The organism is Mucilaginibacter endophyticus, assembly GCF_003351025.1.
Classification (GTDB): Bacteria; Bacteroidota; Bacteroidia; order Sphingobacteriales; family Sphingobacteriaceae; genus Mucilaginibacter; species Mucilaginibacter endophyticus.
Window position 1 is genome coordinate 553,506 of sequence record NZ_QPCG01000005.1, and the last position, 22,877, is coordinate 576,382.

At 43.7% G+C, this 22,877-nt stretch carries 13 protein-coding genes; 9 read left to right on the forward strand and 4 right to left on the reverse strand.

Translation table 11 applies throughout. The features are described from left to right. Positions 1 to 26: 26 nt before the first annotated feature. The 9 genes from DUL71_RS22505 (at position 27) to DUL71_RS22545 (ending at position 16,169) form a co-directional block, all read left to right on the forward strand. A complete protein-coding gene (locus DUL71_RS22505) occupies positions 27 to 1,388 on the forward strand; it encodes a DoxX family protein (protein WP_114940137.1) in 1,362 nt (453 codons plus the stop codon). A gap of 27 nt (positions 1,389 to 1,415) precedes the next feature. After that, a complete protein-coding gene (locus DUL71_RS22510; protein ID WP_114940138.1) occupies positions 1,416 to 3,032 on the forward strand; it encodes a hypothetical protein in 1,617 nt (538 codons plus the stop codon). A gap of 11 nt (positions 3,033 to 3,043) precedes the next feature. After that, positions 3,044 to 4,489, forward strand: coding sequence for a phytoene desaturase family protein (locus tag DUL71_RS22515; protein ID WP_114940139.1), 1,446 nt, complete (start codon positions 3,044 to 3,046; stop codon positions 4,487 to 4,489). Between the two features lie 28 nt (positions 4,490 to 4,517). After that, positions 4,518 to 5,774: a YeiH family protein gene (locus DUL71_RS22520; protein ID WP_114940140.1), complete on the forward strand. Its 1,257-nt coding sequence runs from the start codon at positions 4,518 to 4,520 to the stop codon at positions 5,772 to 5,774. A gap of 12 nt (positions 5,775 to 5,786) precedes the next feature. Next, the gene (locus DUL71_RS22525; RefSeq protein WP_114940141.1) at positions 5,787 to 6,371 is read left to right on the forward strand and encodes a c-type cytochrome; all 585 of its coding nucleotides are present in this window, start codon (positions 5,787 to 5,789) and stop codon (positions 6,369 to 6,371) included. A 2-nt stretch (positions 6,372 to 6,373) separates the two neighbouring features. Further along, complete coding sequence (gene soxC / locus DUL71_RS22530; RefSeq protein WP_167443311.1) at positions 6,374 to 7,612, forward strand: sulfite dehydrogenase; 1,239 nt, start codon at positions 6,374 to 6,376, stop codon at positions 7,610 to 7,612. Between the two features lie 392 nt (positions 7,613 to 8,004). Next, positions 8,005 to 10,320, forward strand: coding sequence for a PAS domain S-box protein (locus tag DUL71_RS22535; RefSeq protein WP_161964487.1), 2,316 nt, complete (start codon positions 8,005 to 8,007; stop codon positions 10,318 to 10,320). A gap of 243 nt (positions 10,321 to 10,563) precedes the next feature. After that, entirely contained in the window at positions 10,564 to 14,940 is a 4,377-nt protein-coding gene (locus DUL71_RS22540) for an MBG domain-containing protein (RefSeq protein ID WP_161964488.1), read from the forward strand. Between the two features lie 77 nt (positions 14,941 to 15,017). Then, positions 15,018 to 16,169, forward strand: a complete 1,152-nt coding sequence (locus DUL71_RS22545; RefSeq protein WP_114940145.1) for a toll/interleukin-1 receptor domain-containing protein — start codon at positions 15,018 to 15,020, stop codon at positions 16,167 to 16,169. A gap of 22 nt (positions 16,170 to 16,191) precedes the next feature. Here DUL71_RS22545 and DUL71_RS22550 read toward each other — a convergent pair whose 3' ends face one another. From DUL71_RS22550 to DUL71_RS22565, 4 genes are all read right to left on the reverse strand, one after another. Further along, entirely contained in the window at positions 16,192 to 17,370 is a 1,179-nt protein-coding gene (locus tag DUL71_RS22550; RefSeq protein ID WP_114940146.1) for an acyltransferase family protein, read from the reverse strand. After that, a complete protein-coding gene (locus DUL71_RS22555) occupies positions 17,370 to 19,523 on the reverse strand; it encodes an alpha-N-acetylglucosaminidase (RefSeq protein ID WP_208645630.1) in 2,154 nt (717 codons plus the stop codon). The genes DUL71_RS22550 and DUL71_RS22555 overlap by 1 nt, the downstream gene beginning before the upstream one ends. Positions 19,524 to 19,583: 60 nt before the next feature. Continuing rightward, entirely contained in the window at positions 19,584 to 21,137 is a 1,554-nt protein-coding gene (locus DUL71_RS22560; RefSeq protein ID WP_114940148.1) for a glycoside hydrolase family 28 protein, read from the reverse strand. Between the two features lie 137 nt (positions 21,138 to 21,274). Beyond that, positions 21,275 to 22,867 (reverse strand): RagB/SusD family nutrient uptake outer membrane protein, encoded by a 1,593-nt coding sequence (locus tag DUL71_RS22565; protein ID WP_114940149.1) that lies wholly within the window; start codon positions 22,865 to 22,867, stop codon positions 21,275 to 21,277. Positions 22,868 to 22,877: the final 10 nt, after the last annotated feature.

Consider the following 22,877-nt stretch of genomic DNA (forward strand, 5'->3'; position numbering starts at 1 on the left):
CTAAATCAATTTAAAAACATAAAACAATGAGCACATTAACCACCAACCAAACTAAATGGAAGGAATACGAAAAGGGGGCTTTTCGGTTCTTCTTCATTTACTTTGTGCTGCAGGCCCTTCCGCTTGATTGGAAGTACTTCGGCAACCTGTTCCGCATTCAATGGGGCAGTCTCGGCTTTGGCGATATTTTTTACATCAGCCGCTACACGCCGCAATTTATATCAGGCAGCAGCACACCCGGCACGTGGGGCATAGGTACCCTTGCCGACTGGGCGTTCATTGCCGGCATTGCATTGATAGGCGCTATCGTATGGAGCATCCGCGATAAAAAGAGCGAAAACTATAACAAGCTGTATTACTGGTTAAGGGTGATTTTGCGTTACCGTCTGGCTATCGGCATCATCGCTTATGGTTTTATTAAATTTTTCCCGTTGCAATCACCGTTGCCATCTATCAGCAACCTGAACACATCTTATGGTGATTTTGATCGCTGGAAACTTTTCTCATTAAGCCTGGGTATAGTACCGGGTTACGAATCGTTTTTAGGTTTGGTGGAGATAATAGTTGGTGTATTACTGTTGTTTCGCAAAACCGCGACACTTGGTGCTATCATTATCCTGGTATTTACAGGTAATGTGTTTATCTCCAATATAGCTTATGATGGCGGCGAAGCAATTTACGCGCTTTACCTCATCAACATTGCTTTGTTCCTTACCGTTTATGATATACAACGTATTTATAACCTGGTAGCCCTGCGTAAACCAACGGCGCCAAATACAGTGAAAATTTCATTAAACGGGCAATGGCGTACATCACGTTTAGTGTTAAAAAGCCTGTTTATTTTCTTTTTCGTGTTTCTGTACGGATACAAAACTTACGCGGCTTATCATCATGATATCTATCAATACCCAAAAGCTAAAGGGTTGGCTGGTGCTGCCGGTTTGTATAATGTGAGCGATTTCAGGATTAACAGCAAACAATTACCTTATTCACAAACTGATACCAGTCGTTGGAACGATGTTGTTTTTGAAAAATGGAACACCATCAGTATCGGTTCATTAAAAAGATACAAAGCTGATGCCGCTACTACCGAAGAGATCAGCAAAAACAACGATGATCGTAAGTATGAGCTTGACGGCACAACAGGTCGAGCCTATTACAGCTATGTAGCTGATACTGTAAAACAGGTTTTACTACTCAAAAACAGGAACAGCAATTACAAGACGGATCAGTTTACGTTGCATTATACCAAACCCGAAAACGGGACTATTATCCTGACAGGTATTGATCATAACAAGGACTCTGTTTATGTGCAGCTGGACAGGATCAATAAAAAATACCTGTTGCAGGAAGCAGCCCGGGGCAGGAGCAAGGCACTTAAACTTTAAGCTATAAACTTTTAAAAGATATTTATCATGGCAACAACAGTAATAAACCCCGACACCGAACAGGTGGGCAATGTTGTACCCGAAAGCAAACCCCGGCAAACTGCCCCGGTGGCAGATACCAACGCACCGAAGGAATGGACTGCTACCCAGCGTGTAGCTTTTCGTATCGCTTTCATCTTTTTCATTATTATGTGTATCCCAACCACTGCCGAGTGGTGGAATAACCTGGTAACCATCAATTGGTTCCATTTGCATTACCGCGATCTGTATGACATAGCGCGGTTTTCGCCAAGCATTTACAAATTTCAAACCCCGGCATATAACCTGTTAGGCTATATTGATTGGGTTGAAGCGCTTGCTATTGGTATTGTGGGTGGTCTTATTTGGACTGCGCTTGATAACAAAAACAAGCAATATCATAACCTGTATTACTGGCTGCGCGTGGTGGTGCGGTACAGGGCAGGTATAGGCATAATCGGGTTCGGCTTTACAAAGCTGTTCCCGGTTCAAATGCCTTATCCTTCATTGGGTGTACTTAATGCGCATTTCGGCGATCTGACCGCGCAAAAGATCTATTGGCTTTCGGTAGGCATTGTGCCATGGTACCAGGTATTTGCCGGCGTTGTTGAGCTGGCAGCGGGTACCATGCTGTTCTTTCGCAAAACCACCACTTTTGGCGCGGTACTACTGTTAGGTGCTTTAGGCGATATTACTTACGTAAACTTTGCCTATGATGGCGGGGTGCATGTGTACGCTTCATATTTTGTGTTGTTCTCGGCATTTTTACTATGGTACGATATTGTGCCGGTTTATAACCTGCTTATCAAAGAGCGTTTTACTATTCCCCCGGTTTTGATCCCGGAAATTAACCAGAAATGGCTTATCGTTACACGCATCGTTTTAAAGACCGGTACTGTTGGCATATTTCTGGTTTGGCTGTATTATTTGCAGTATGTAAACTTTAGATATGATCCCTATAAGCAACCATCTACAAGCGGCGTAAAACAATTACGGGGTAATTATAATGTAAGTGAATTTAAGCTCAACGGGCAGGATATCCCTTATTCACCTTTAGATTCGGTGCGCTGGCAAGGGGTAACGTTCGAGAAATGGTCGTCGTTAACCTTTAATGTTAATAAGCCATTAAATCTCGACTTATCTAACGGCGGCGGCGCTGCTATGCGCGATATCAACCGTAACTTCGAACTTACCGGAGTGGCCGGTGGTAAGCGGGTATTTTATTACGATGCAGATACAGTGAACAAGGTACTTTACCTGCAGGATAAGCTGCCCGAATTTACCAAACGCAAGGGCAAACGTGGTAATCGCGGCGGAGAGAAGGCCGGCGATAACAAATTGGCAAAATCATTTATCCCTGCCGAAGCAAAGGCCAACATCCGCAACGAGGTAACTGCTATTGATCCGGCGGCACAATCAACCCGCAGGGAGCGTGGTGTGCCCGAAGAGTTAAAAGATAAACGCAAGCGCGCACGTATGGTGTTAAGTTACAATGCAGATGCAACAGGATCGCACATTGTGTTGACCGGCAAGGACGACAAGAAAAATGATGTGTATATTGTGCTTGACCGCGTAAACCGCCAATACGCGCTTACCGACAGCAAATTGGTGGCGGGCAAATACTAAACAGATACCAGATGAAACCGGAAAAACGTGATTATGATGCAGTGATAGTAGGCTCGGGGCCAAACGGCCTTGCAGCGGCCATATTATTGCAGCAAAACGGGCTTTCGGTTTTATTGCTGGAAGGCAAGGACAAAATAGGCGGCGGTTTACGCACCGAAGAGCTTACCTTGCCCGGGTTTAAACATGACGTTTGCTCGGCAATTCATCCGCTGGCTGCCGGATCGCCATTTTTTGAAACGCTGCCCCTGCATGAGCACGGCCTGGAATATATTTATCCGGAGGTTGCCGCGGCACACCCATTTGATAACGGAACTGCCGCGGTGCTTAAAAAGTCGATCATTGAAACTGCCGATTTGCTTGGCGGGGATAGAGATGCCTACATTAAACTGATGGCGCACCTGGTAAAATCATGGCCGGGTTTGGCTGCTGACGTATTAGGACCGCTTACGTTTCCGAAACACCCGGTTGATCTGGCAATTTTTGGACTGGACGCACTGACATCATCAACTCACCTCGCCAAAAAGTTTAAAACCGAAGAGGCCAAAGGGCTTTTGGCAGGTATGGCCGCGCATAGTATTCAGCCATTAACCAACCTTACTACATCGGCAATTGCTTTGGTGTTGATGGCTAACGGGCATTTAAAAGGCTGGCCGGTACCTAAAGGGGGATCGGTGAAAATAGCGGATGCGCTGGCATCGTATTTTATATCCATTGGAGGTAAGATAGAAACTAATACCTATATCACCGCTTTTGATCAGCTGCCATCGGCTAACGCGGTTTTGTTTGACGTTACGCCGAAACAACTGCTGCAAATTGCCGGGCATAAGTTTTCATCACTGTATAAATGGCAATTGGAACGGTACCGTTATGGCATGGGCGTTTTTAAGGTAGACTGGGCGCTTGACGGCGTTGTGCCATTTAAAGCAGAAGGGGCAAAGCAAGCCGGAACGGTACATATTGGCGGCACGTTAAACGAAATCGCAGTTGGGGAACAACAGATCTGGGAGGGTTTGCATCCTGAAAGACCATTTGTGTTATTAGCCCAACAAAGTCTTTTTGATGATACCCGGGCGCCGGAAGGAAAGCATACGGCCTGGGCTTATTGCCATGTTCCTAACGGATCAAGCAAGGATATGACCGATATCATAGAGAAGCAGGTAGAACGTTTCGCGCCCGGTTTTCGCGAACGCATCATTGGCAGGCACACCTTTAACACGAGGCAGTTAGAAAACTATAATCCCAACTACATTGGCGGGGATATTAACGGCGGCGTTATAGACATTGGCCAGTTATTTACCAGGCCGGTTTTGCGGCGCTCGCCTTATCGTACTTCGGCAAAGGGAATTTATATCTGTTCGTCATCCACGCCTCCGGGTGGAGGAGTACACGGCATGTGTGGCTATCATTCGGCCAAACGCGCATTAAATGATGTTTTTAACATCAACATAAAATCATAACATATTATCACACTATAAAAACTCAATTATGTCAACCACCACTACTAAACTAACCCTGCACGAAGACTGGGCAGTAGTTATTTTAGGTTCTTTGATCATTATCTTGTCGCTGGCAGGCTTGCTTTTACCTGTACCATCTTTCGGCTGGAAAACCGGTGCCGATTTAACCGGAACTGTACTGGGTTCGGCAAACCTGGTTAAAATACTTTTACAATTTGTTTTTGTAGCCATTATTGGCGGTATAGGCGCGTTTATAACCGGTAAATCTGTTAAAAATTATGCTTTAGGCTTTCCACTGGTTTATGTGGTTACTATACTTGCGCTTGTGCTTGCTGGAAGTAGCCAGGCTAAGTCACTTAACCTTGAGGCTGTAATATTCAGTTTGGTTTTGGGGTTGCTCATCAGCAACTTTATTAAACTGCCCGAGTGGTTAAAGGCATCACTTTCAACGGAGTTATTTGTAAAAGTTGGATTGGTATTGTTAGGCACCAGTGTGATTTTTGGCGATATTTTAAAAGCCGGTTCTTTAGGTTTAATACAAGCGTTATTGGTTGTAACCTCTGTTTGGTACTTTGCTTACTGGACTTGCAAAAAGCTTAAGGTTGATGACGAAATGGCCATGATGATATCAAGCGCGGTATCCATTTGTGGTGTATCAGCGGCTATAGCTACAGCGGGTGCCATCAAAGGCGATTCAAAAAAGCTTTCGTATGTAATATCCATGGTGTTGATCACGGCTATCCCGATGATGATCTTCATGCCCATCATCGCCCATTACTTCAAATTTTCGGAGCCGGTTACCGGTGCATGGCTGGGCGGCAGTATTGACACTACCGGCGCGGTTGTGGCTTCAGGATCGTTGGTTGGCGAAGTAGCCTTGAAGATTAGCACCATTGTTAAGTTCTCGCAAAATGTGTTGCTTGGCCTGGCGGCTTTTGCTATCTCTATTTACTGGACTTATACCAAACATCCATCGGCAAACGATAAAGAAACCAAACCAACACTTAAAGTGATCTGGGAGCGTTTTCCAAAATTTGTGTTGGGCTTTATAGGGGCATCGTTGCTGTTCTCGTTCTTCCTGCCGCCATCGGCTGCTGTTACGGTTAAGGATAGTTTGAAGAACTTGCAGGGACTATGGTTTGCGCTGGCCTTTACCAGTATTGGCCTTGAAACCAACTTTGCCGATCTGTTTAACAGGAACAGCAAAAAGCCGTTATACGCGTTCCTGATAGCGCAAACCTTTAATATTTTCATTACGCTGGTTATAGCGCTGATATTATTCTAAACAGTTTTTATCATGCTTAAAAAGTTAAAGCTAAGGCGAAGCCATGCCCTGATTTTCGGGGGGATCACCATAATTGGGATGGTGATCTGGCTTTGGCTTTCTTATCAAAATAAGCAAAAATGGCCCCAAACATTTGGTTACGGTAAGACTGCCACCCAACAGGATATAACCAAATGGGATATTGATGTACGTCCGGATGGTAAAGGTTTGCCAGAGGGGAGCGGTAATGTGGCTGATGGAGCGATAATTTACACAAATAAATGCGCAGCCTGTCACGGGGCAGATGGTAAGGAAATTAAAGGCGCAAAGTTGCCCGGTCCGCCTTTGGTAGTGGGCGGTGGTAAAACCAAAACCATAGGTAATTACTGGCCTTATGCCACTACTTTGTTTGATTATGTACGCCGTGCCATGCCTTATAACGCGCCCGGTTCGCTTACCAATGATGAGGTATACAGCCTTTGCGCCTGGCTGCTGAACGAAAACAAGATCATTAAAGCCAACCAAATAATGAATGCCCGTACGCTGCCTAAAGTAGAGATGCCGGCACAAAAACTTTTTATTGTTGACGACCGCAAGGGCGGCCCGGAAGTAAAATGAGTATGGAACAGCAGGATAAGCCGGTAAAAACAACCGGAAAGAAAATAAGTCGCCGTACTTTGCTGGGCGGTGCTTTGGCTACAGCTATTTTGCCGGTAACCTCGGTATTTGCAAAATATATCCAGGTGGGAGTACCTGCGATTCCCGATCCTACAAAGCAGCCTGGTCCGCTGCCGGGAAAAGTTGGCACACGTTCACCATTTGAAAACCCGGTTAAAAAGCCGTCGGATATTTCATCACGTACACCGCTGCAAGATCTGTACAGTACCATTACCCCGTCCGACCTGCATTTTGAACGGCACCACGCCGGTGTGCCTTCCATCGACCCTAATCAATATGAATTACTGATACATGGCATGGTAGAACGGCCAATGAAATTTAGCCTGCATGACCTGAAGCGTTTTCCATCCGTAACCCGTACGTGTTTTATTGAGTGTGCCGGTAACTTTCGTACCGGTAAGGAGGACATTACCGTGCAGGAAATCCTCGGCCTTACCAGTCAAAGCGAATGGACGGGCGTGATGCTTTCAACCTTGTTTCGTGAGCTGGGTGTTGACCCTAAAGCTACCTGGTTTTTAGCCGAAGGCGGAGACGCCGCTGTACTTACCCGAAGCATTCCTATTCGTAAAGCATGGGATGATGCCATGATCGTATACGCCCAAAACGGCGAGGCTATCCGTCCGGAGCAAGGTTACCCTGCGCGCTTGCTTTTACCTGGCTGGGAGGGCAATACCAATGTAAAATGGCTGCGACGGATAGAAATTTCTGACGCACCATATTTTACCCGCGAGGAAACCTCAAAATATACCTACCCCGTAAAAGATAAAATCAGGATGTTCAGCTTTGAAATGGATGCGCGGTCTATCATCACCTACCCATCCTTCCCGCAAACGATTGAACGCGGCTGGATCGAAATTCGTGGCATAGCCTGGAGCGGCCGGGGAAAGGTGGTAAAGGTTGAAGTGAGTACCGATGCCGGGAAAAATTGGAATGAAGCCAGGCTACAGGGCCCGGTATTGGAAAAAGCGCATACCTATTTTCGCCATCTCTGGCATTGGGATGGCTCAGAAACAGAAATACTCAGTCGTGTTACCGACGAAACAGGCTATACCCAGCCTACTTTAAAGCAACTCATCGACGCCCGCGGCAAAGATATAGGCGGTTATCACATGAACCCCGTGACAGCATGGCGGATTAAACGGGATGGAAATGTGGTTTTTAAACCGGAGAGCCATAAGTAGCTAAATTAAGATTCTGCCTTTCAGAACGTTCCTGGCGTCTCGCTTTGATAAATATTTTTTATTCTCGCTGGAAAAGCTTATTATTGAGGAACTGTCGTTTAAACAGTTATAGCCTGACACGTTTTTCATTTTCTATCCTGCTTAAAAGTAAATTGCCGTGCCTCAAAGTGATGACAAAAAGGTTTCTTATTACAATCCACGTTTAGTGGTTACCGGTTTATTGGTTGCATTTGGAGGGTTAATTGTTTGTGGGGCAATAATCTGGATCATATTGGCTATTATTCGCAGCATATAGCTGTACTTTTTTTAATGCCTCAACCCTTATCCTATGAAAGTCTACAACCTATTTGGTTATAAAACGTTTAACTACTGTTGGATCAATGGTTTTTAGAATGAGATTTGGAGCCCTGCGGATAAGTTTGGTTTATATTGTCATCAGTATCTTATGGATCACTTTTAGCGATCAGCTGCTTTTTCTTTTTGGGCACCGGTTAAGCAATGTTGAATTTCTGTGGCTAAGCTCCGCGAAGGGATATTTTTTCGTACTTATTACCGGCGTGTTGTTGTTGTTCCTGATCCGTTCCGACAACCGGAAACTTCACATGACCGGAGCTCAATACCGCGATATGTATGATTCCAATCCTAATCCCATGTGGATTTATGATCCGGAGACGCTTCGTTTCGTTTCGGTAAATGATGCTGCCACTGATGCTTATGGTTATACCCGCGAGGAATTTCTGAGCAGATCAATTTTGGATATCAGGCCGGTTGAGGATAGATCGGACGTAATTGCCGCCGCCGCCCGGCTGGAAGGTAATATTAACCAAAGCGGCACCTGGCGGCATATAAAAAAAGATGGCCGCGAAATTATAGTCAACATTACATCGCATCAGATCCTGTTTAACGGGCAAACCCATATCCTTGTTATGGCACGCGATGTAACCGAGTATGTGATTTTTGAACAAAAACTGGAGCGTATGAACCAGGATCTGCTGGAAGAAAGACGGAAGCTTCGGGATACTCAATTATTTACCAAAGTAGCCGGGTGGGAATTTTATCCTGCTCAAAGGCTGTTAGTTTGGTCCGATGAGGTTTACCAGCTTACCGGTTTGGATAAAACAGATGGGCGCGATGCATTTGATATCTACCTTCAGCATATTTATCCGGAAGACCGCCCGGCGATGACCTCGGCCCTTGAAGCGCTGATTACAGAGGGCAAACAACTGGATGTCACACACCGGATAATTGCATTGGATGGCAGTACCCGTTACATCAGGCAACTGGCCCGCCTTGATGATAGCCAGGATCAAAGCCGTAAAATTATAGGTTCGCTGCAGGATATCACAGAGTTTAAGCAACTTGAGCATGAGCGGAACAAGTACCTTTATAATTTTGAAAATACGCTGAACAGTATCAGTGATGCCTTTTTTGCACTTGATACGGACATGAACATCATCCGTGTTAACGATATGTTTTTGCAGTTGATCGGAAAAAAGGAGGCAGAGGTAGTAGGCGGAAGTATTTTTAAGCTTTTTCCGAAAGAGCAAAACAAATTGTATCCTGCTTATCAACGGGCTTTAGAGGAACGGGTCATTGTCAGACGTGAAGATTATTCTATTGTTTTGGGGAAATGGATCCGGTTGGCGGCATATCCAACAGACGAAGGTGTTGGAGTTTATTTTTCTGATGTTACCGAAGATAAATTAAAGGATCTGAGATTAAAAGAAGCGGTAGAACGATATGAGCTGGTATCGCAGGCTACCAAAGATGTTGTGTATGATCTGGATATGATAGAGGATAAACTCATCTATAATACCAGTCTTACTCAATTGGTTTCAATACCGGTAAACCGGATTGGCCATGACCTAAGCTGGTGGCGGGCGCTTATTCACCCGGATGATATTGATGAAGTTGTACAAAGCCAGGCGAAGATTAGTGGGCAGGGCCTGACTAACTGGGAGTGCGAATACAGGATCAATGTGGGCGATGGCGTTTATAAATACGTTATGGATCAGGGCTATTTTGTTTATGATGCTCAAAAAAAACCGGTTAGGCTGATTGGTGCTATTAAAGATATTGATGCGCTTAAAAGAAGTACGCAGGAGAATAAGAAGCTGGCCGATATGATCCGTCGCGTAAATAATATGATAATTGTTACCGATACGGAACGAAGCGTACAATGGGTAAATGAAGCCTTTGAAGAACAAACGGGCTTTAAATTACAGGAAATTTGCGGAAAACAGGGTACTGATCTTCTTGTAGGACCCGATACCGATAATGCCGTACTGGATGAATTTGTCCGCCGGCAATTACTCCACGAAACTTTTGCCTCAGATATATTGATTTACACCAGGGATAAAACTCCTGTCTGGATCTCGGCGCAGTTATCCCCGGCTTATAGCGATGATAATGTTTTTCAGGGTTATGTGATCATTTGTCAGAATATTACGTTTCGTAGAGAAAAAGAAGAAGAGATCAGGCAGCAAAACGAATTGTTGCGTGAAGTAGCGTGGATGAGTTCGCATCAGATTCGTAAACCGGTGGCTACCATGCTCGGCCTGATCAATTTGTTAAAATTAGCGCAGACAAAAGAAGAACGTGATGAGGTTTTACCTTTATTGGAACGTTGTGCACATGAAATGGATGATGTTATACATCGCATCCATGAAAAGATACCTTCGGTTCAGTCTTTCGGCTCACGCTTATAAATTTAACTTACGGGTTAACATAGACATTGAAGTATCAAAGAAACGGATCCGGATGCAAAAAAAGTATTATCTTCAATTTTTATAATTGAACCTTATCATACAAATGCAAATAGAACTCAGCACCTTGCACGTGTCAATAATAAAACCGGCAATACTACAAACCTTAAACAAATTACCGGATAGTGCCCCGTGCAAATGAGGAAATATTTACTTTTCTTAATACTCGCCGCTTTTCTTCAGTGCTTGTTAACCAGGGCAGGCGCACAAGGCAATCAACATATTAAAAGCGGAGAGCACACCACAGCTGTTAACTTTCCGGCAGGTGGCTGCGTTTATAGCTGGGAAAATGACAAGCCCGATATCGGATTGGCGGCCACCGGAAATGGTAATATCCCGTCATTTACAGCAATTAACAACGGCACAACTCCGATCACAGCTACCATTAAAGCAAGGCCCTTGTCTTCTGATTTTGCTTATGTGGCCAATTATGGCTCAAATAATGTTTCGGTTGTTAGTACACTTAGTAATACAGTTATAGCAACCATCCCCGTTGGGACAAAACCCTTTGGTGTTTCTGTTAATCCCAATTCCACGTTGGTTTATATAACTAACGAAGGTTCTAATAGTGTTTCGGTCATTAATACATTAACCAATGCAGTAACCGCTACTATTCCTGTAGGTCAAAATCCCCGGGGAGTTGCAGTAAGTCCTGATGGAAAAAGGGTATATGTAACCAATTTTGGCGAAAATAGCGTGTCTGTAATTAACGCGCTGACAAATACAGTGATATCTACAATTACTGTAGGACAAAGCCCGTATGGCGTTGCTGTAACGCCGGATGGAAGTAAGTTATATGTTGCCAACTATAACTCCAATACGGTTTCGGCTGTCAATACTTCCACGGGTAATGTGATAGCTACCATGCAGGCACAGTCAAACCCGCTTGGCGTCGCCATAAGCCCCGACGGAACAAGAGTTTATGTAACTAATTTTGGTTTTTATACAATAACAGCTATTAATGCAACCAATAACACAGTAATTGATAATTTTTCGGCAGCAACAAACCCCACGGCATTGACAGTAAGTGCTGACGGTTCAAGAGTCTATTTTACCAATAACAGTGGATATTTTTGTTTCCTGATCCCTGCAACGAGAGAAGTTTTCCAGGAGGCAACAGCCGGAAGGTCCTTATCCCTTTCTGTAACGCCAGATGGCTCTTTTATTTATATAGTGGATGCAGCAAATGATGCTGTAGACTATGCTCAGTTGACAAACACTTATAACGGCGGACAGGTTATAGTTGGATCCAGCCCTTATTCATTTGGCAATTTCATTGCAAAAGGCCCGGGATGCGGCGGGCAACCAATCACTTTTACTATCACAGTTGATCCGCCTCCGGTTATCACAGTAAGTGCGGTTAGTGGTATTATTTCAGCTTGTGAGGGTACGCCATCTGCGAGCCCGGAAATTGAGCAATTCACCGTTTCTGGAAGCGGTTTATCTGCTGATATTGTGGCCACTGCTCCTGCGGGCTTTGAGCTATCACTCGCGCCTGCCGGTTCTTATGGCAACACTATCACATTCAGTCAGGCTGGTGGACTGCTTAGCAGCAAAACAATTTATGTACGGTCGGCGGCATCCGCTGTTGGCCATATATCTGGTAATGTAACACTCAGTTCGTCTGGAATTACCTATCAAAATGTAAGCGTAGCAGGTAATATAAATAAACTCCCGACTGTAAATGCCGTAAGCAACCAGGTGGTTTTTGCCGGTGATGCAACAACCCCGGTAAATTTTACAGGTACAGGAAATACCTTTACCTGGGTAAATGATAAAACAAGTATTGGCCTGCCTGCAAACGGAACTGGCAATATATCCTCGTTCACTGCTGTAAACCATACTGGTAGCCCTGTTAAGGCTACCATAACTGTAACGCCGGTACCTGGGCCTGCCTATGCGTATACGGCTAATCAAAATGCCAATACTGTATCAGTTATTAACCTGGAGAATAACAGCGTGGTGGCAACTATTCCTGTAGGTGTACAGCCAACAGGCGTAGCCGTTAGTCCTGATGGGAAAAGGGTATATGTAACAAACCAAAACCTGATAGGTCCGTCTACCGGCAATACGGTATCTGTTATAGATGTGGCAAGCAACACAGTTATTACCAATATAACTGTAAACGAACGTCCATATGGGATAGCAATTAGCCCTGACGGAAGCAGGCTTTATGTAACCAGTCAAAGTCCATTTAATACTGTTTCAGTGATAAACACCGCGACCAATACTGTTTTGAAAATTCTGCCGTCGGGAGGAGTGAACCCTCAAAGTCTTGTGGTGAGCCCCGATGGTACCCGGTTGTACGTTACTAATAATTTAGAAAGAAATGTTGTCATATTTAACACTGCGACGTACGAAATAGTTGGTTCTGCACAAGCCCAGGGCTGGCCTTTAGGAATTGGTGTTACTCCTGACAATAAATTTATATATGTAGCTAATTACTTTAGTAATACGGTGTCTGTAATTGATGCTTCAACATATTCGACATTATATGAGATATCGGTCGGCGAACAGCCTACAGGCTTGGTTATTAGCGCGGCTGGTGATTTAACCTATGTGGCAAATGCATCAAGCAGTACAGTTTCGGTAATAAATAATAGAACACATACCGTTATAACATCTATCCCGGTCGGTACATTCCCAAGGGGTATTTCTTTAAGCGGCGATGGCACCAAACTTTATGTAAGTAATCAGGGTTCTAAGAGTGTTTCAGTTATTAATACGCTCAATAATTCGGTGTCAGCAACTATTAATATAGATGGAGACCCTTATTCCTTTGGTAGTTTTGTTACACCCACCTCCTTATGTACCGGAAACGCTACAAGTTTCAATATCACGGTTAAGCCGATCCCTGATATCACAGCGACACCACCTTTGCAGGCAGTTAATACAACTTATGGTACGCCTTCGGCACCAACCAGCTTTACGGTATCCGGTACTAATTTATCAACAGGCATTTTGGTTACGGCACCCGATGGTTTTGAACTGAGCATGGATAACGTAACTTTTACTAATACCGTTACTGTTGGATCGGCAGGGAGTTTGAACGGCTCAAAAATTTATATCCGTTTAAAATCAACAACTGATGCAGGAGCATATGCAGGCAATATTCTATTGAGCAGCACGGGGGCACCGGCTATAACTGTACCGATGCCCGTCAGCAAAGTTACCCCAACACCTATAACCGTAACAGCCAATGATATCAGTAAAGTCTATGGTTCTACATTGAATAACAATCCAAGTTCAACAGCGTTTATTGTTGCTGCCGGTGGTTTAAAGAACGGCAACACAATTACCTCAGTTAGCCTGACCTATGGCACCGGGGCGGAGCCCACGGCAGGAGTAGGGGTATATCAAAGCATTATACCTGCTGTGAACACCGGTACCAACGGGTTTTTGCCCGGAAATTATACAATTGCCTACATCTTAGGCAACATTAAAATTACGCCGGCACCGTTAACTATTACTGCTGTTGATGTCAACAAGCCGTTTGGTACCATACTAACCGAACAAACAGGTTCCACGGCTTTCATCTCATCAGGATTGCAAAACCAGGAGAACATTGGGAGCGTAACAATTACTTACGGCTCAGGGGCAGCCGCTAATGACCCAATCGGCGTTTATCCGGCTGCTATCACACCGTCGTTAGCAAGTGGCGGAACATTTAATCCAGCTAATTATTTAATAACTTATAATACAGGCAAAATTACGGTAACGCCGCCGGTAGCAATTATAGCGTCAGGTACAATTAGCGCTGTAAACACTATTTATGGTACGCCCTCAACATCAACCATTTTTACAATATCCGGAAATGGTCTTCCTGCAGGAATTTTGGTGACGCCACCAACCGGGTTTGAAGTAAGTATTGATAATTCGGGTTTCCACCCTTTTATTACTTTGGGGCAGGGCGGGAATATTGCTGCTACAACCGTTTATATAAGATTAGCGGCTAAAACACCGGCAGGCATTTACAATGGTGATATTTTATTAAGCAGCGGCTCAATAACCGCGACTCAATTTATGCCAAACAGTAAGGTGAACCCGACACCGCTCACTATAACGGCTGATAATAAAACCAAAGTTGCGGGTATGGCAAACCCTGAGCTGACGGTAACATATACGGGCTTTGTGAATAATGAAACCGCGGCGCAACTAATTGTAAAACCTATGGTTACCACACTGGCAACTGCTTTATCTGTAGCCGGGCAATATCCGATAAACGCAACCGGAGCTATGTCGCCCAATTATACAATTAGCTACGTTGATGGGATTTTAACAATCAACGCGTTGCCACCAAAAATTGTAGTCCCCAATATATTTACGCCAAATGGTGACGGTGCCAATGATTTATGGGTGATATCTTCATTGGAATATTATCCGGGTAGCACGGTAAGCGTTTACAACAGGCTTGGCCAACAACTTTATCACTCCGTGGGATATTCAAAACCGTGGGATGGCACTTATCATGGAGCAGGAGTGCCTTCCGCGGTTTATTATTATATCATTGAACCGGCGAAAAATAAACCGGTATTGTCCGGTTATGTGACTGTTGTAAGGTGAGTGAGTGTTTGGTCAGTAGAGATATAAAATATTGTATATTTAGGCTTGTGAAATAATATATAAATTAACGTTTATCAATGTCGAAAATTTTTATTAGTCATTCGTCTAAAGACAATGATTTCGTAAAAAGATTGGCTCATGACTTGTTAACTAATGATATCCCTGTTTGGCTGGATGCATATGAACTATCATTGGGAGATTCTTTGTACGATAAAATCTTTACAGGAATAAAAGAAAGCAACTATTTGATTGTTGTTATATCAGAACACTATAATTCCTCAATTTGGACTTCAAAAGAGTTTAGAGCTATTTTGGCCAAAGAAGACAAGGATAGGAAGAAATACCTGATTCCTATTAAAATCGACAAATCAGAAGTCCCCTTAGAAATTGCAGACAGGCTATATCAAAATTTTGAATTGGAGTATGAAAGTAGCGTCAAAAATTTGACAAGATTTTTTAAGAGGGAAGATTTCTCAATAAAATCGATCCCAATAGAAAAAAGACAGATCATTTTAAATTTTTCAGATTATACTGAGGTAGATATCGCTTTAATTAGAAGTATACTTTCTGATTCGCATTTGCATCGGAATACAAGTATTTTGAAAAAACAAATTTTCTTCAACGGTTATGCATCTATTGATAAGTTATTAGCTATAGGTAAAAACAACTTATTATCAATTGAAAATAACAAAGCAATTTTAGAACAGTACGATAAAGACAGTCGGGAGATTGAACATTTTGTTGACTACATTAGTAAAGGTGTACTTTTAATGCTAAATGAATTTAAACCGAATAACAACACACAATTAATATCCATAAGCATTTATTGGTACGTAAAAATGTTTATGAATATGATTTATAGTATTATCAACCGTTATTTGGATAAGAAACAATTAAAAGATTTAAATATAGAAGATAAAAAGTTTTACAGCTTACATTTTTTGAGTAGCGGGAGTTTTAGTGCGTTTTACGATGTTAATGGATATGCACGGCTCGATGTTTTTGACAAAAATGATAATAAAATTTATTGTTCGATAACAGTAGATGAAGATTGTTACGCTTACAAGGAACTTAAAAAACTTCCTATACCTATAACATTTTCTGAAGCATTGTCTCATGATTTGATGTATAAATATTTGATCCCACAGAATGTTTATAGTAAGATTGTTAATGAACATCAAACAGTACTGATGACAAATTTTAAAGATTATTTGGTCGGTTTGAGTTGAAACAAAGACCTAAACACAGCATTTATATTTTCAGAAAAATCTTATTCCTATATAAAATATAAAGTAGTGTTAGCTGCACTAAAACTATAGATACAGCCGCCCATACCGGCTGCCAGTTTTGGGCAAGATGGCTAATAATACCACCAAAGAAATAATTCGCGGTATGCTGAAAATCTATCATTCCTTCGGATGCGAGGTAGATCACTATGGAGTTTACGCCGATAAGCACAAAGGGGAAAGCCCATTTGCGGAAACCGGCAACGTCAATAATTAAATAAAACACCGAAAGGAAAACCAGGCTCCAACCACCAACAAACAGCACGAACGAGCTGGTCCACAAGCGCTTGTTGATCGGAAAGGCTATATCCCAAAGTAAACCCACACCGATGAGGAGCAGGCCAATCACGAATAAGCTTACCCCCTTTTTCCACATAGGCCATTTTACTGATTCAAGCTTTAAGAATTGGCCCGTAAATATCCCCAGCATGGCTGTACCAATTGCCGGAATGGTAGATAGTACGCCCTCTGGGTCATGTACCTTATCATGTAGCCTGCCGGGAAGCAGCAAGCGGTCGATATAAGATTCCAGGCTGCCATTCATGGTTAAAACCCCGGCTCCGTAGCCCGGTACCGGGATCCATTCCATAGCTGCCCAATAGCCCAGCAGCAAAATACCGAACCATAGAATTTGACCTTTGGTACCAACATTCAGATAAATTATGCCTGCAAAAAACCACGCAAGCCCGATACGGCCAAGCACACTTGCAAAGCGGGTATTTTCATATCCGTTAAACTTAAACAGGCCATTAACCACCATGCCTAAAAAAAGCAGTATCACGGTACGCCTGATCATGGAGCGATAAATTTCGCCCTTTGCCGCTGAGGGTAATAGATGAGGATGATTTACTTCATATTTTGCCGCTTTACTTCCCATGGAATAAGGCATAGAAACCCCTGCAATAAACAGGAACAGCGGAAAGATCATATCATAAAAAGTAATGCCATTCCACACAGTATGATGCAGCTGCCCCGACATCCATACAAAAACCGGCCAGCCGGTGGCTTTAGCAAGCGCATGTACAACACCTTCGCCGCTCATGATCCAGAACATATCAAAACCACGGAGCGCATCTAATGATAACAGTCGCGCAGTTTTTTTTACAGGATTATCCAATGATTTGCTTGTATTATTTGTTTCCATTATTCAAGGTCCTTAACCATTGCTGTCCTGTATTTTTCATAGAGTTGCTGTGCAACCGCTGTACTGCTGCCAACGGGTATAACTGGATATGCTTTGGATGAATTAACCCATTGCCATTCCCAACCGCTTATCGATTTGTCAAACAGCTTAAAATCGGGTTGTTTACCTGTTTCTATCGATCCCTTCAGCAGCGTAAAAAATTTTTGCCACCGTGTTTTATAAAAATCATTGAGCAAACCGCTCCATTGCCTGCACGAGTATTCATGCAGAGGACTATCAGCATCTCCCCAAAGTGTTATCAGGTTGCGGGCATTTTTTTCGTAGAGCGCTTTTTCACTCGGATTAGTTCCCCATTTGCGGGCGTCAGCTATCCAGGGGCCAAGCATAAAATCTTTTTGAGTGGCCAACAGCCTGTCCATGTCAGCTATCAGGTTGATATAATCATTACTGTACTGTTCAAAGGATTTAAGGTCTTTATCATGATAAGCCTTCGCCCATTTCAGCTGAAGCGGGCGGCCATAGTTGGCCAGTACCTGTCGGGTTACATCAACTAAATCATATTTAAAGCCGCTACTTTGCTTGCATTCGGGTATAGCTGCAATCATTTTATCCCATGCGGGCAACAGGTTTTTACGGTTATAGTTTAGATGCGTACGCGTCCATACAGCCGCAGAATCAAGGGTTGGCCTGCCTGTAATGATCGATTCGGCGCCATCGCGGATATCTTTGCCGTTAAAAACGGTAGTCCTGAGGGTTTGCCAGGCATCCACGGCATCCTGGTTTTTTACGCCATAACGGTTGAGGAGATAAGCCGACAGCCATTCATCTAAATTGATAGGTTTATTTTGCCAGGTATTTTGCGTCATTAGCTCATAAAGCACCGGCGTTTGTTCGATGGCTTCCATGGTTAAGCCAATGCCCACCAATCGGCCCGATTTTGGATCATTTAGCGCCTGTGCAGGTTGCGCGGCTACAGCTTCTATCCTCCCGAACAAACTGTTATTGCCGCCGTAATTGTGCAGCATATTCCAGATCCATGGTTTGCCGTAAAAAGCTTCGGTACGTTTCCAAACCGGTTCATAATCGGTATTAAGATCAAGCACGATCATGTGCTCGTTAGGCACAGCATTCAGCAAAGCTTTGATCTGTTCGTTTTGCCAGAATTTGCGGTCGCTGAAAAACAACCAGCCCTGCATCACCCAAACGGCTTTGGGATCAGCATTTTTCATCCCATCATAAATTCTCGCGCTTAGCTCCGACAGGAATTTGAGATCATTGGATGGTGGTTCATTCTCGTTAAATGTATCGGCCGAATACAGGTGATCGGTACCGTAAACTTTGGTTTGTTCCTGGATGAATTTCTTACCGATCTCGGCGAATAAAGGATCTTCCGAATCCAGGATATAAGTATCGGCAAAGCCATTTTTCCAATTGGTTTGCTTCAGTTTGGCATTAGGGAAATGCGTTTTGAACGATGCAGGCACATGCCCGGTAAATGCGGGAAGTACCGGCTTGATTCCAAGCTCACGCTCACGCTGTAATATTTTCACCTGAAGGTCTTTGTGGCTGTTTATCCAGCTGGCAGGCAGCGGGCCATCCCATTGATCGATATTGCCCATATAAAACCAGCCAAAATATGCCGGACCGGTAAAAAAATCCTGCATATCCTTATTGCTGAAGCCCATGGATTTGTACACCTTGTCCCATACATATTCCTGGCCGGTTATAGCCAATGGCATATTAATACCATGCAGGGCCATCCAGTCAATTTCTTTTTCCCATCGCTTCCAATCCCACCAGCTCATGCTATAGCTATAGGTGCAATAATTAAGGTAATAGCGATACTGATATGGCGTAGCTTTCCTGATCCTTTTAGCCGGCATAGGCAAACTTACGGGCAGGTTTAAGTTTGTGCCGTTCCAGGTAACCTGGCAGTGGGCATATTCGGTAAGGTAATAATACAAGGCAGAGGCCACAGCCACACCGTTATTGCCCCTTAATATGATTTTGCCTTTTGTACCTTCTACCTCAAAAACGTCTTTTGCGTCTGCCGCCGGAAGCGGTTGAACAATAAACTTTTGCGCGTTACCGGGTATAATCCTTTTTATTAAAGCATAAGATGATTGAACGTTTAGCTGTGCCCGGGCATTCATTGTTGTTAAACATATACCGCCGAGCAATGCACAAATAAAAACCTTTGTTTTACAGCTCATTTAATTTGAAGTTTTAGGGTTGTTGGTTTTTATGATCTGCTCGCGTTTATCGGTGGGTTGAATATCCTGCAATAATTTAACCTCAACGTTGTTCAAATATAAAAGGGGCAATTTTTTAAAGCCTGATATATTGATCTTATCAGCAGCCAGTTCGCTCACATCATCAAAAACAAACGGTGTACGGAAATCCTGACCGGTGTAATTGATATGGATGTTTTTCAGGTTGAGTCCCTCCGTATGCCGCGCATAAAAGGCTGATGCAGGTAATTCTCCAAACATGGAAAACTCTGGGTATGAAGAGATTTTTTCAGGCACCCTGGTTAAAGAATCGATGTTAAAAAATGCTTTCTGCTTTTTAGCTGTGCCTTTATAAGTGATGTCGATGTTCTCCAACGTGACATCCCTCACCGGCGAACCCGGGATCCCGGAAACCGAAGACGGGAAAATATTATGAGCGAATTGCTCCTGCGGACCTTCTTCGTGATAGCCTGCATCCGGTTTTCCGGCCGGTACTTCTACCTTAACATCGCCTATGTAAACACGGCTTATCTCACCTACAGGCCTTGTTTTGGCACGTTTGCCCAACCTGATGAATATGGCGTTACCTGTGTTTTTTGCTATAACACCCCTAACGTCTATATCCTGAATAGTAGCTCCATCTACCGATTCAATGGCCACAGCCGAGCGAAATGTATCGTACACATAAATATCGCGTACGGTTATTTTTTTGAAACCACCCCATGATGCCGTTCCCATTTTAAAGGCACTGGCGCTTGAACGGATCTTGCAATTGGCAATGTATATGTTTTCACACGCACCCTGCGGATCGGATGATTTCAGGCAGATCCCATCATCGGCTACGTTAAAAAAACTATTGGTGAGTTTTACGTTTTTGCAATCAACCAGGTCAATCCCGTCGTTATTTAAAAACGTATTACTGATTACGTTAATGCTGTCAATAACCATATTGGTACAGCTTCTGTAATCCTGGATCCAGCAAAGGCCATTTTTAATGGTAAAGTTTTTAAGATTGATCTTGTCGCATTTTTCAAATACAATGAGCTTAGGCCTGTTATCTTCTTCCGGGCGTAACTGGTGCCAGTCGTTATAGGTTTTCCATTCCTTATCTTTTAACGTGCCATTGTTCAGCATCCGGTAAATATCTTTGATCAATGCATCGCCCTGCCCGTCAATAGTACCTTTTCCGGTGATGGAAATGTTTTGTTGCTTTTCTGCAACAATAAGTGCAGAAGCCTTTTCAGGACCATAGGTAATACGTTTGGCAGAGCCTAATAATTCTGCTCCCGCGGCGAGGTGTAACTCAATATTCGATCGCAGGTGAATAACACTGGTTACGAATTTACCAGCCGGGATCCAGATAGTTCCTCCGCCTGCTTCAGCGGCTTTGTCAATAGCATCCTGAATGATGCGGACATTATCGGTTTTGCCATCGGCTACCGCACCCAGTTTTTTGATATTGTAAATCTTTTGCTGCGCGGATGCTATATTGATCACTACTGTGGAAAACAGGAATAACAGGATTGCTTTCATCATATTTTATAAACGCTTTTACATTACCATCCACTTTATAATTAAAGTTTGCGGCAGTTAAAGTAATCACTTTCGTCAAAAAATTACCCGTAATAAAATCCCCGGCTGTTTCCAGCCAGGGATTTATTAATTATGGATTATCAATAGCCCGGATTTTGTTTCAATTTAGGGTTTAACTGAATTTCCGGATTCGGTATCGGGAAGATGCGGTGATTAGGGTCCGCATCTGTTTTTATGCCCCATGCTTTTTCAAACTGTCCAAAACGGATCAGGTCATTACGGCGCCACCATTCAACCGCAAATTCGCGACCGCGTTCGTCAAGGATATCTGAAAGGGCTACAGAACCTAATGAAGCCGCCTTTGCACGGCTGCGCACCTGGTTAACCAGCGTTAAAGGCGAGTCGCCATTTGTGGTGGTAGCACCTCTTAAAATAGCCTCGGCCTTCATCAGCAATATATCGGCATACCTGAACATCGGTACATCATTACCCTGGTTACGTGAGGTAGAAGTGCTGTCCGGATAAAATTTATTGTTACGGTAGCCTTCTTCATTTGCCAATTCATCATTGCCGATATCAAACGTTGCTTTGTTTCTCCAGGTGATATCAGGCGTAAACTCTAACTGGTGCTTTACTACGCCACCTGGGTCAGGTCCACTATAATTATCATCCAAACCTTTGTTGGTGGTCGTGATTAGTATAGGCGTACCGTCGTTGTAATATTGCTTCCCGGTCAGGTATTGTTTTTTACGCACGTCATTAGCGTCGTTAAAAAGCGCGTAATAGGTTGGGAACGTATACATTGGTCCATCGGGTGCATAAGGCAGGCTATATTTGGCTTTCAGAGCCGGGTGAAGTGTCCACCGGGCGTAATATTGTCCCTGTGCCAGGTTCCCATCATAAGGGATCGCAAAAATGAAATCCTTAATCTGCGGACCGTTATTCGGTCTGAACATCCCCAGGTAATCGGCATCTAAAGCATATTTGTTGTCTTTGATTACATTATCACACATGGTTACCGCGTCCTGGTATCTTGGCGTGCCAATGTAATAAGCGGCATTCAGGTACATTTTTGCCAGTATGGTGTATGCAAGGTATTTGGTAGGCCTGCCATAAGTTGAAACGTCAACCGTACTGCTCAGGTTTGGAATCTGGGCCAATAATTCGCTTTCAACAAAGGCAAATACCTGCGCGCGGGTTTGGGTTCCCAAATTGGTAGTATCGCCAAAACTTTTGGAGATAGGCACGTTACCAAACAGGTCCATCATGTAAAAGTATGCCATGGCGCGCATGGTTTTTATCTCGGCTACGGTTTGGTCTTTAGCTGCACTTTCTGCCACCGATGAAAATAACGATAACACCTGGTTACAGGTACTGATGGTTGAGAAACCCCATGTCCAGTCGTCTTCAAATATGGTATTATCAGGGGTATAAGTATGCAGGTTAAGGGTTGAATAAGTACCGCCATCCAGCCAGTTACCACCACGGGCAACCAGTACGTTTTCATCGGTACTGAGGTTTAATGTAAGCCAGAGGTTACGTCCGGGAGTACCGCGGAAGGTAGTATAAATTGGCCCTGTAGCCGCCACAAACTGCGCGGGGGTTTTTGGGAAGTTTGCCGGGGTAAGTGTTGATACGGGTACCACATCAAGCTTGGTGCAGCTTTGTAAAGCCACCAAAGCCATACATGCCGCTAAAAAACTAAAAACTATATGTTGTTTAATACGATTCATCTTGTTTGAT

Coding starts and splice junctions, on each gene's coding strand:
- DUL71_RS22515 (WP_114940139.1), top strand. CDS start 3,044: ATGAAACCGGAAAAACGTGATTATGATGCAGTGATAGTAGGCTCGGGG.
- DUL71_RS22555 (WP_208645630.1), bottom strand. CDS start 19,523: ATGAATGCCCGGGCACAGCTAAACGTTCAATCATCTTATGCTTTAATA.
- soxC (WP_167443311.1), top strand. CDS start 6,374: ATGGAACAGCAGGATAAGCCGGTAAAAACAACCGGAAAGAAAATAAGT.
- DUL71_RS22565 (WP_114940149.1), bottom strand. CDS start 22,867: ATGAATCGTATTAAACAACATATAGTTTTTAGTTTTTTAGCGGCATGT.
- DUL71_RS22510 (WP_114940138.1), top strand. CDS start 1,416: ATGGCAACAACAGTAATAAACCCCGACACCGAACAGGTGGGCAATGTT.
- DUL71_RS22535 (WP_161964487.1), top strand. CDS start 8,005: ATGAGATTTGGAGCCCTGCGGATAAGTTTGGTTTATATTGTCATCAGT.
- DUL71_RS22505 (WP_114940137.1), top strand. CDS start 27: ATGAGCACATTAACCACCAACCAAACTAAATGGAAGGAATACGAAAAG.
- DUL71_RS22520 (WP_114940140.1), top strand. CDS start 4,518: ATGTCAACCACCACTACTAAACTAACCCTGCACGAAGACTGGGCAGTA.
- DUL71_RS22545 (WP_114940145.1), top strand. CDS start 15,018: ATGTCGAAAATTTTTATTAGTCATTCGTCTAAAGACAATGATTTCGTA.
- DUL71_RS22550 (WP_114940146.1), bottom strand. CDS start 17,370: ATGGAAACAAATAATACAAGCAAATCATTGGATAATCCTGTAAAAAAA.
- DUL71_RS22525 (WP_114940141.1), top strand. CDS start 5,787: ATGCTTAAAAAGTTAAAGCTAAGGCGAAGCCATGCCCTGATTTTCGGG.
- DUL71_RS22560 (WP_114940148.1), bottom strand. CDS start 21,137: ATGATGAAAGCAATCCTGTTATTCCTGTTTTCCACAGTAGTGATCAAT.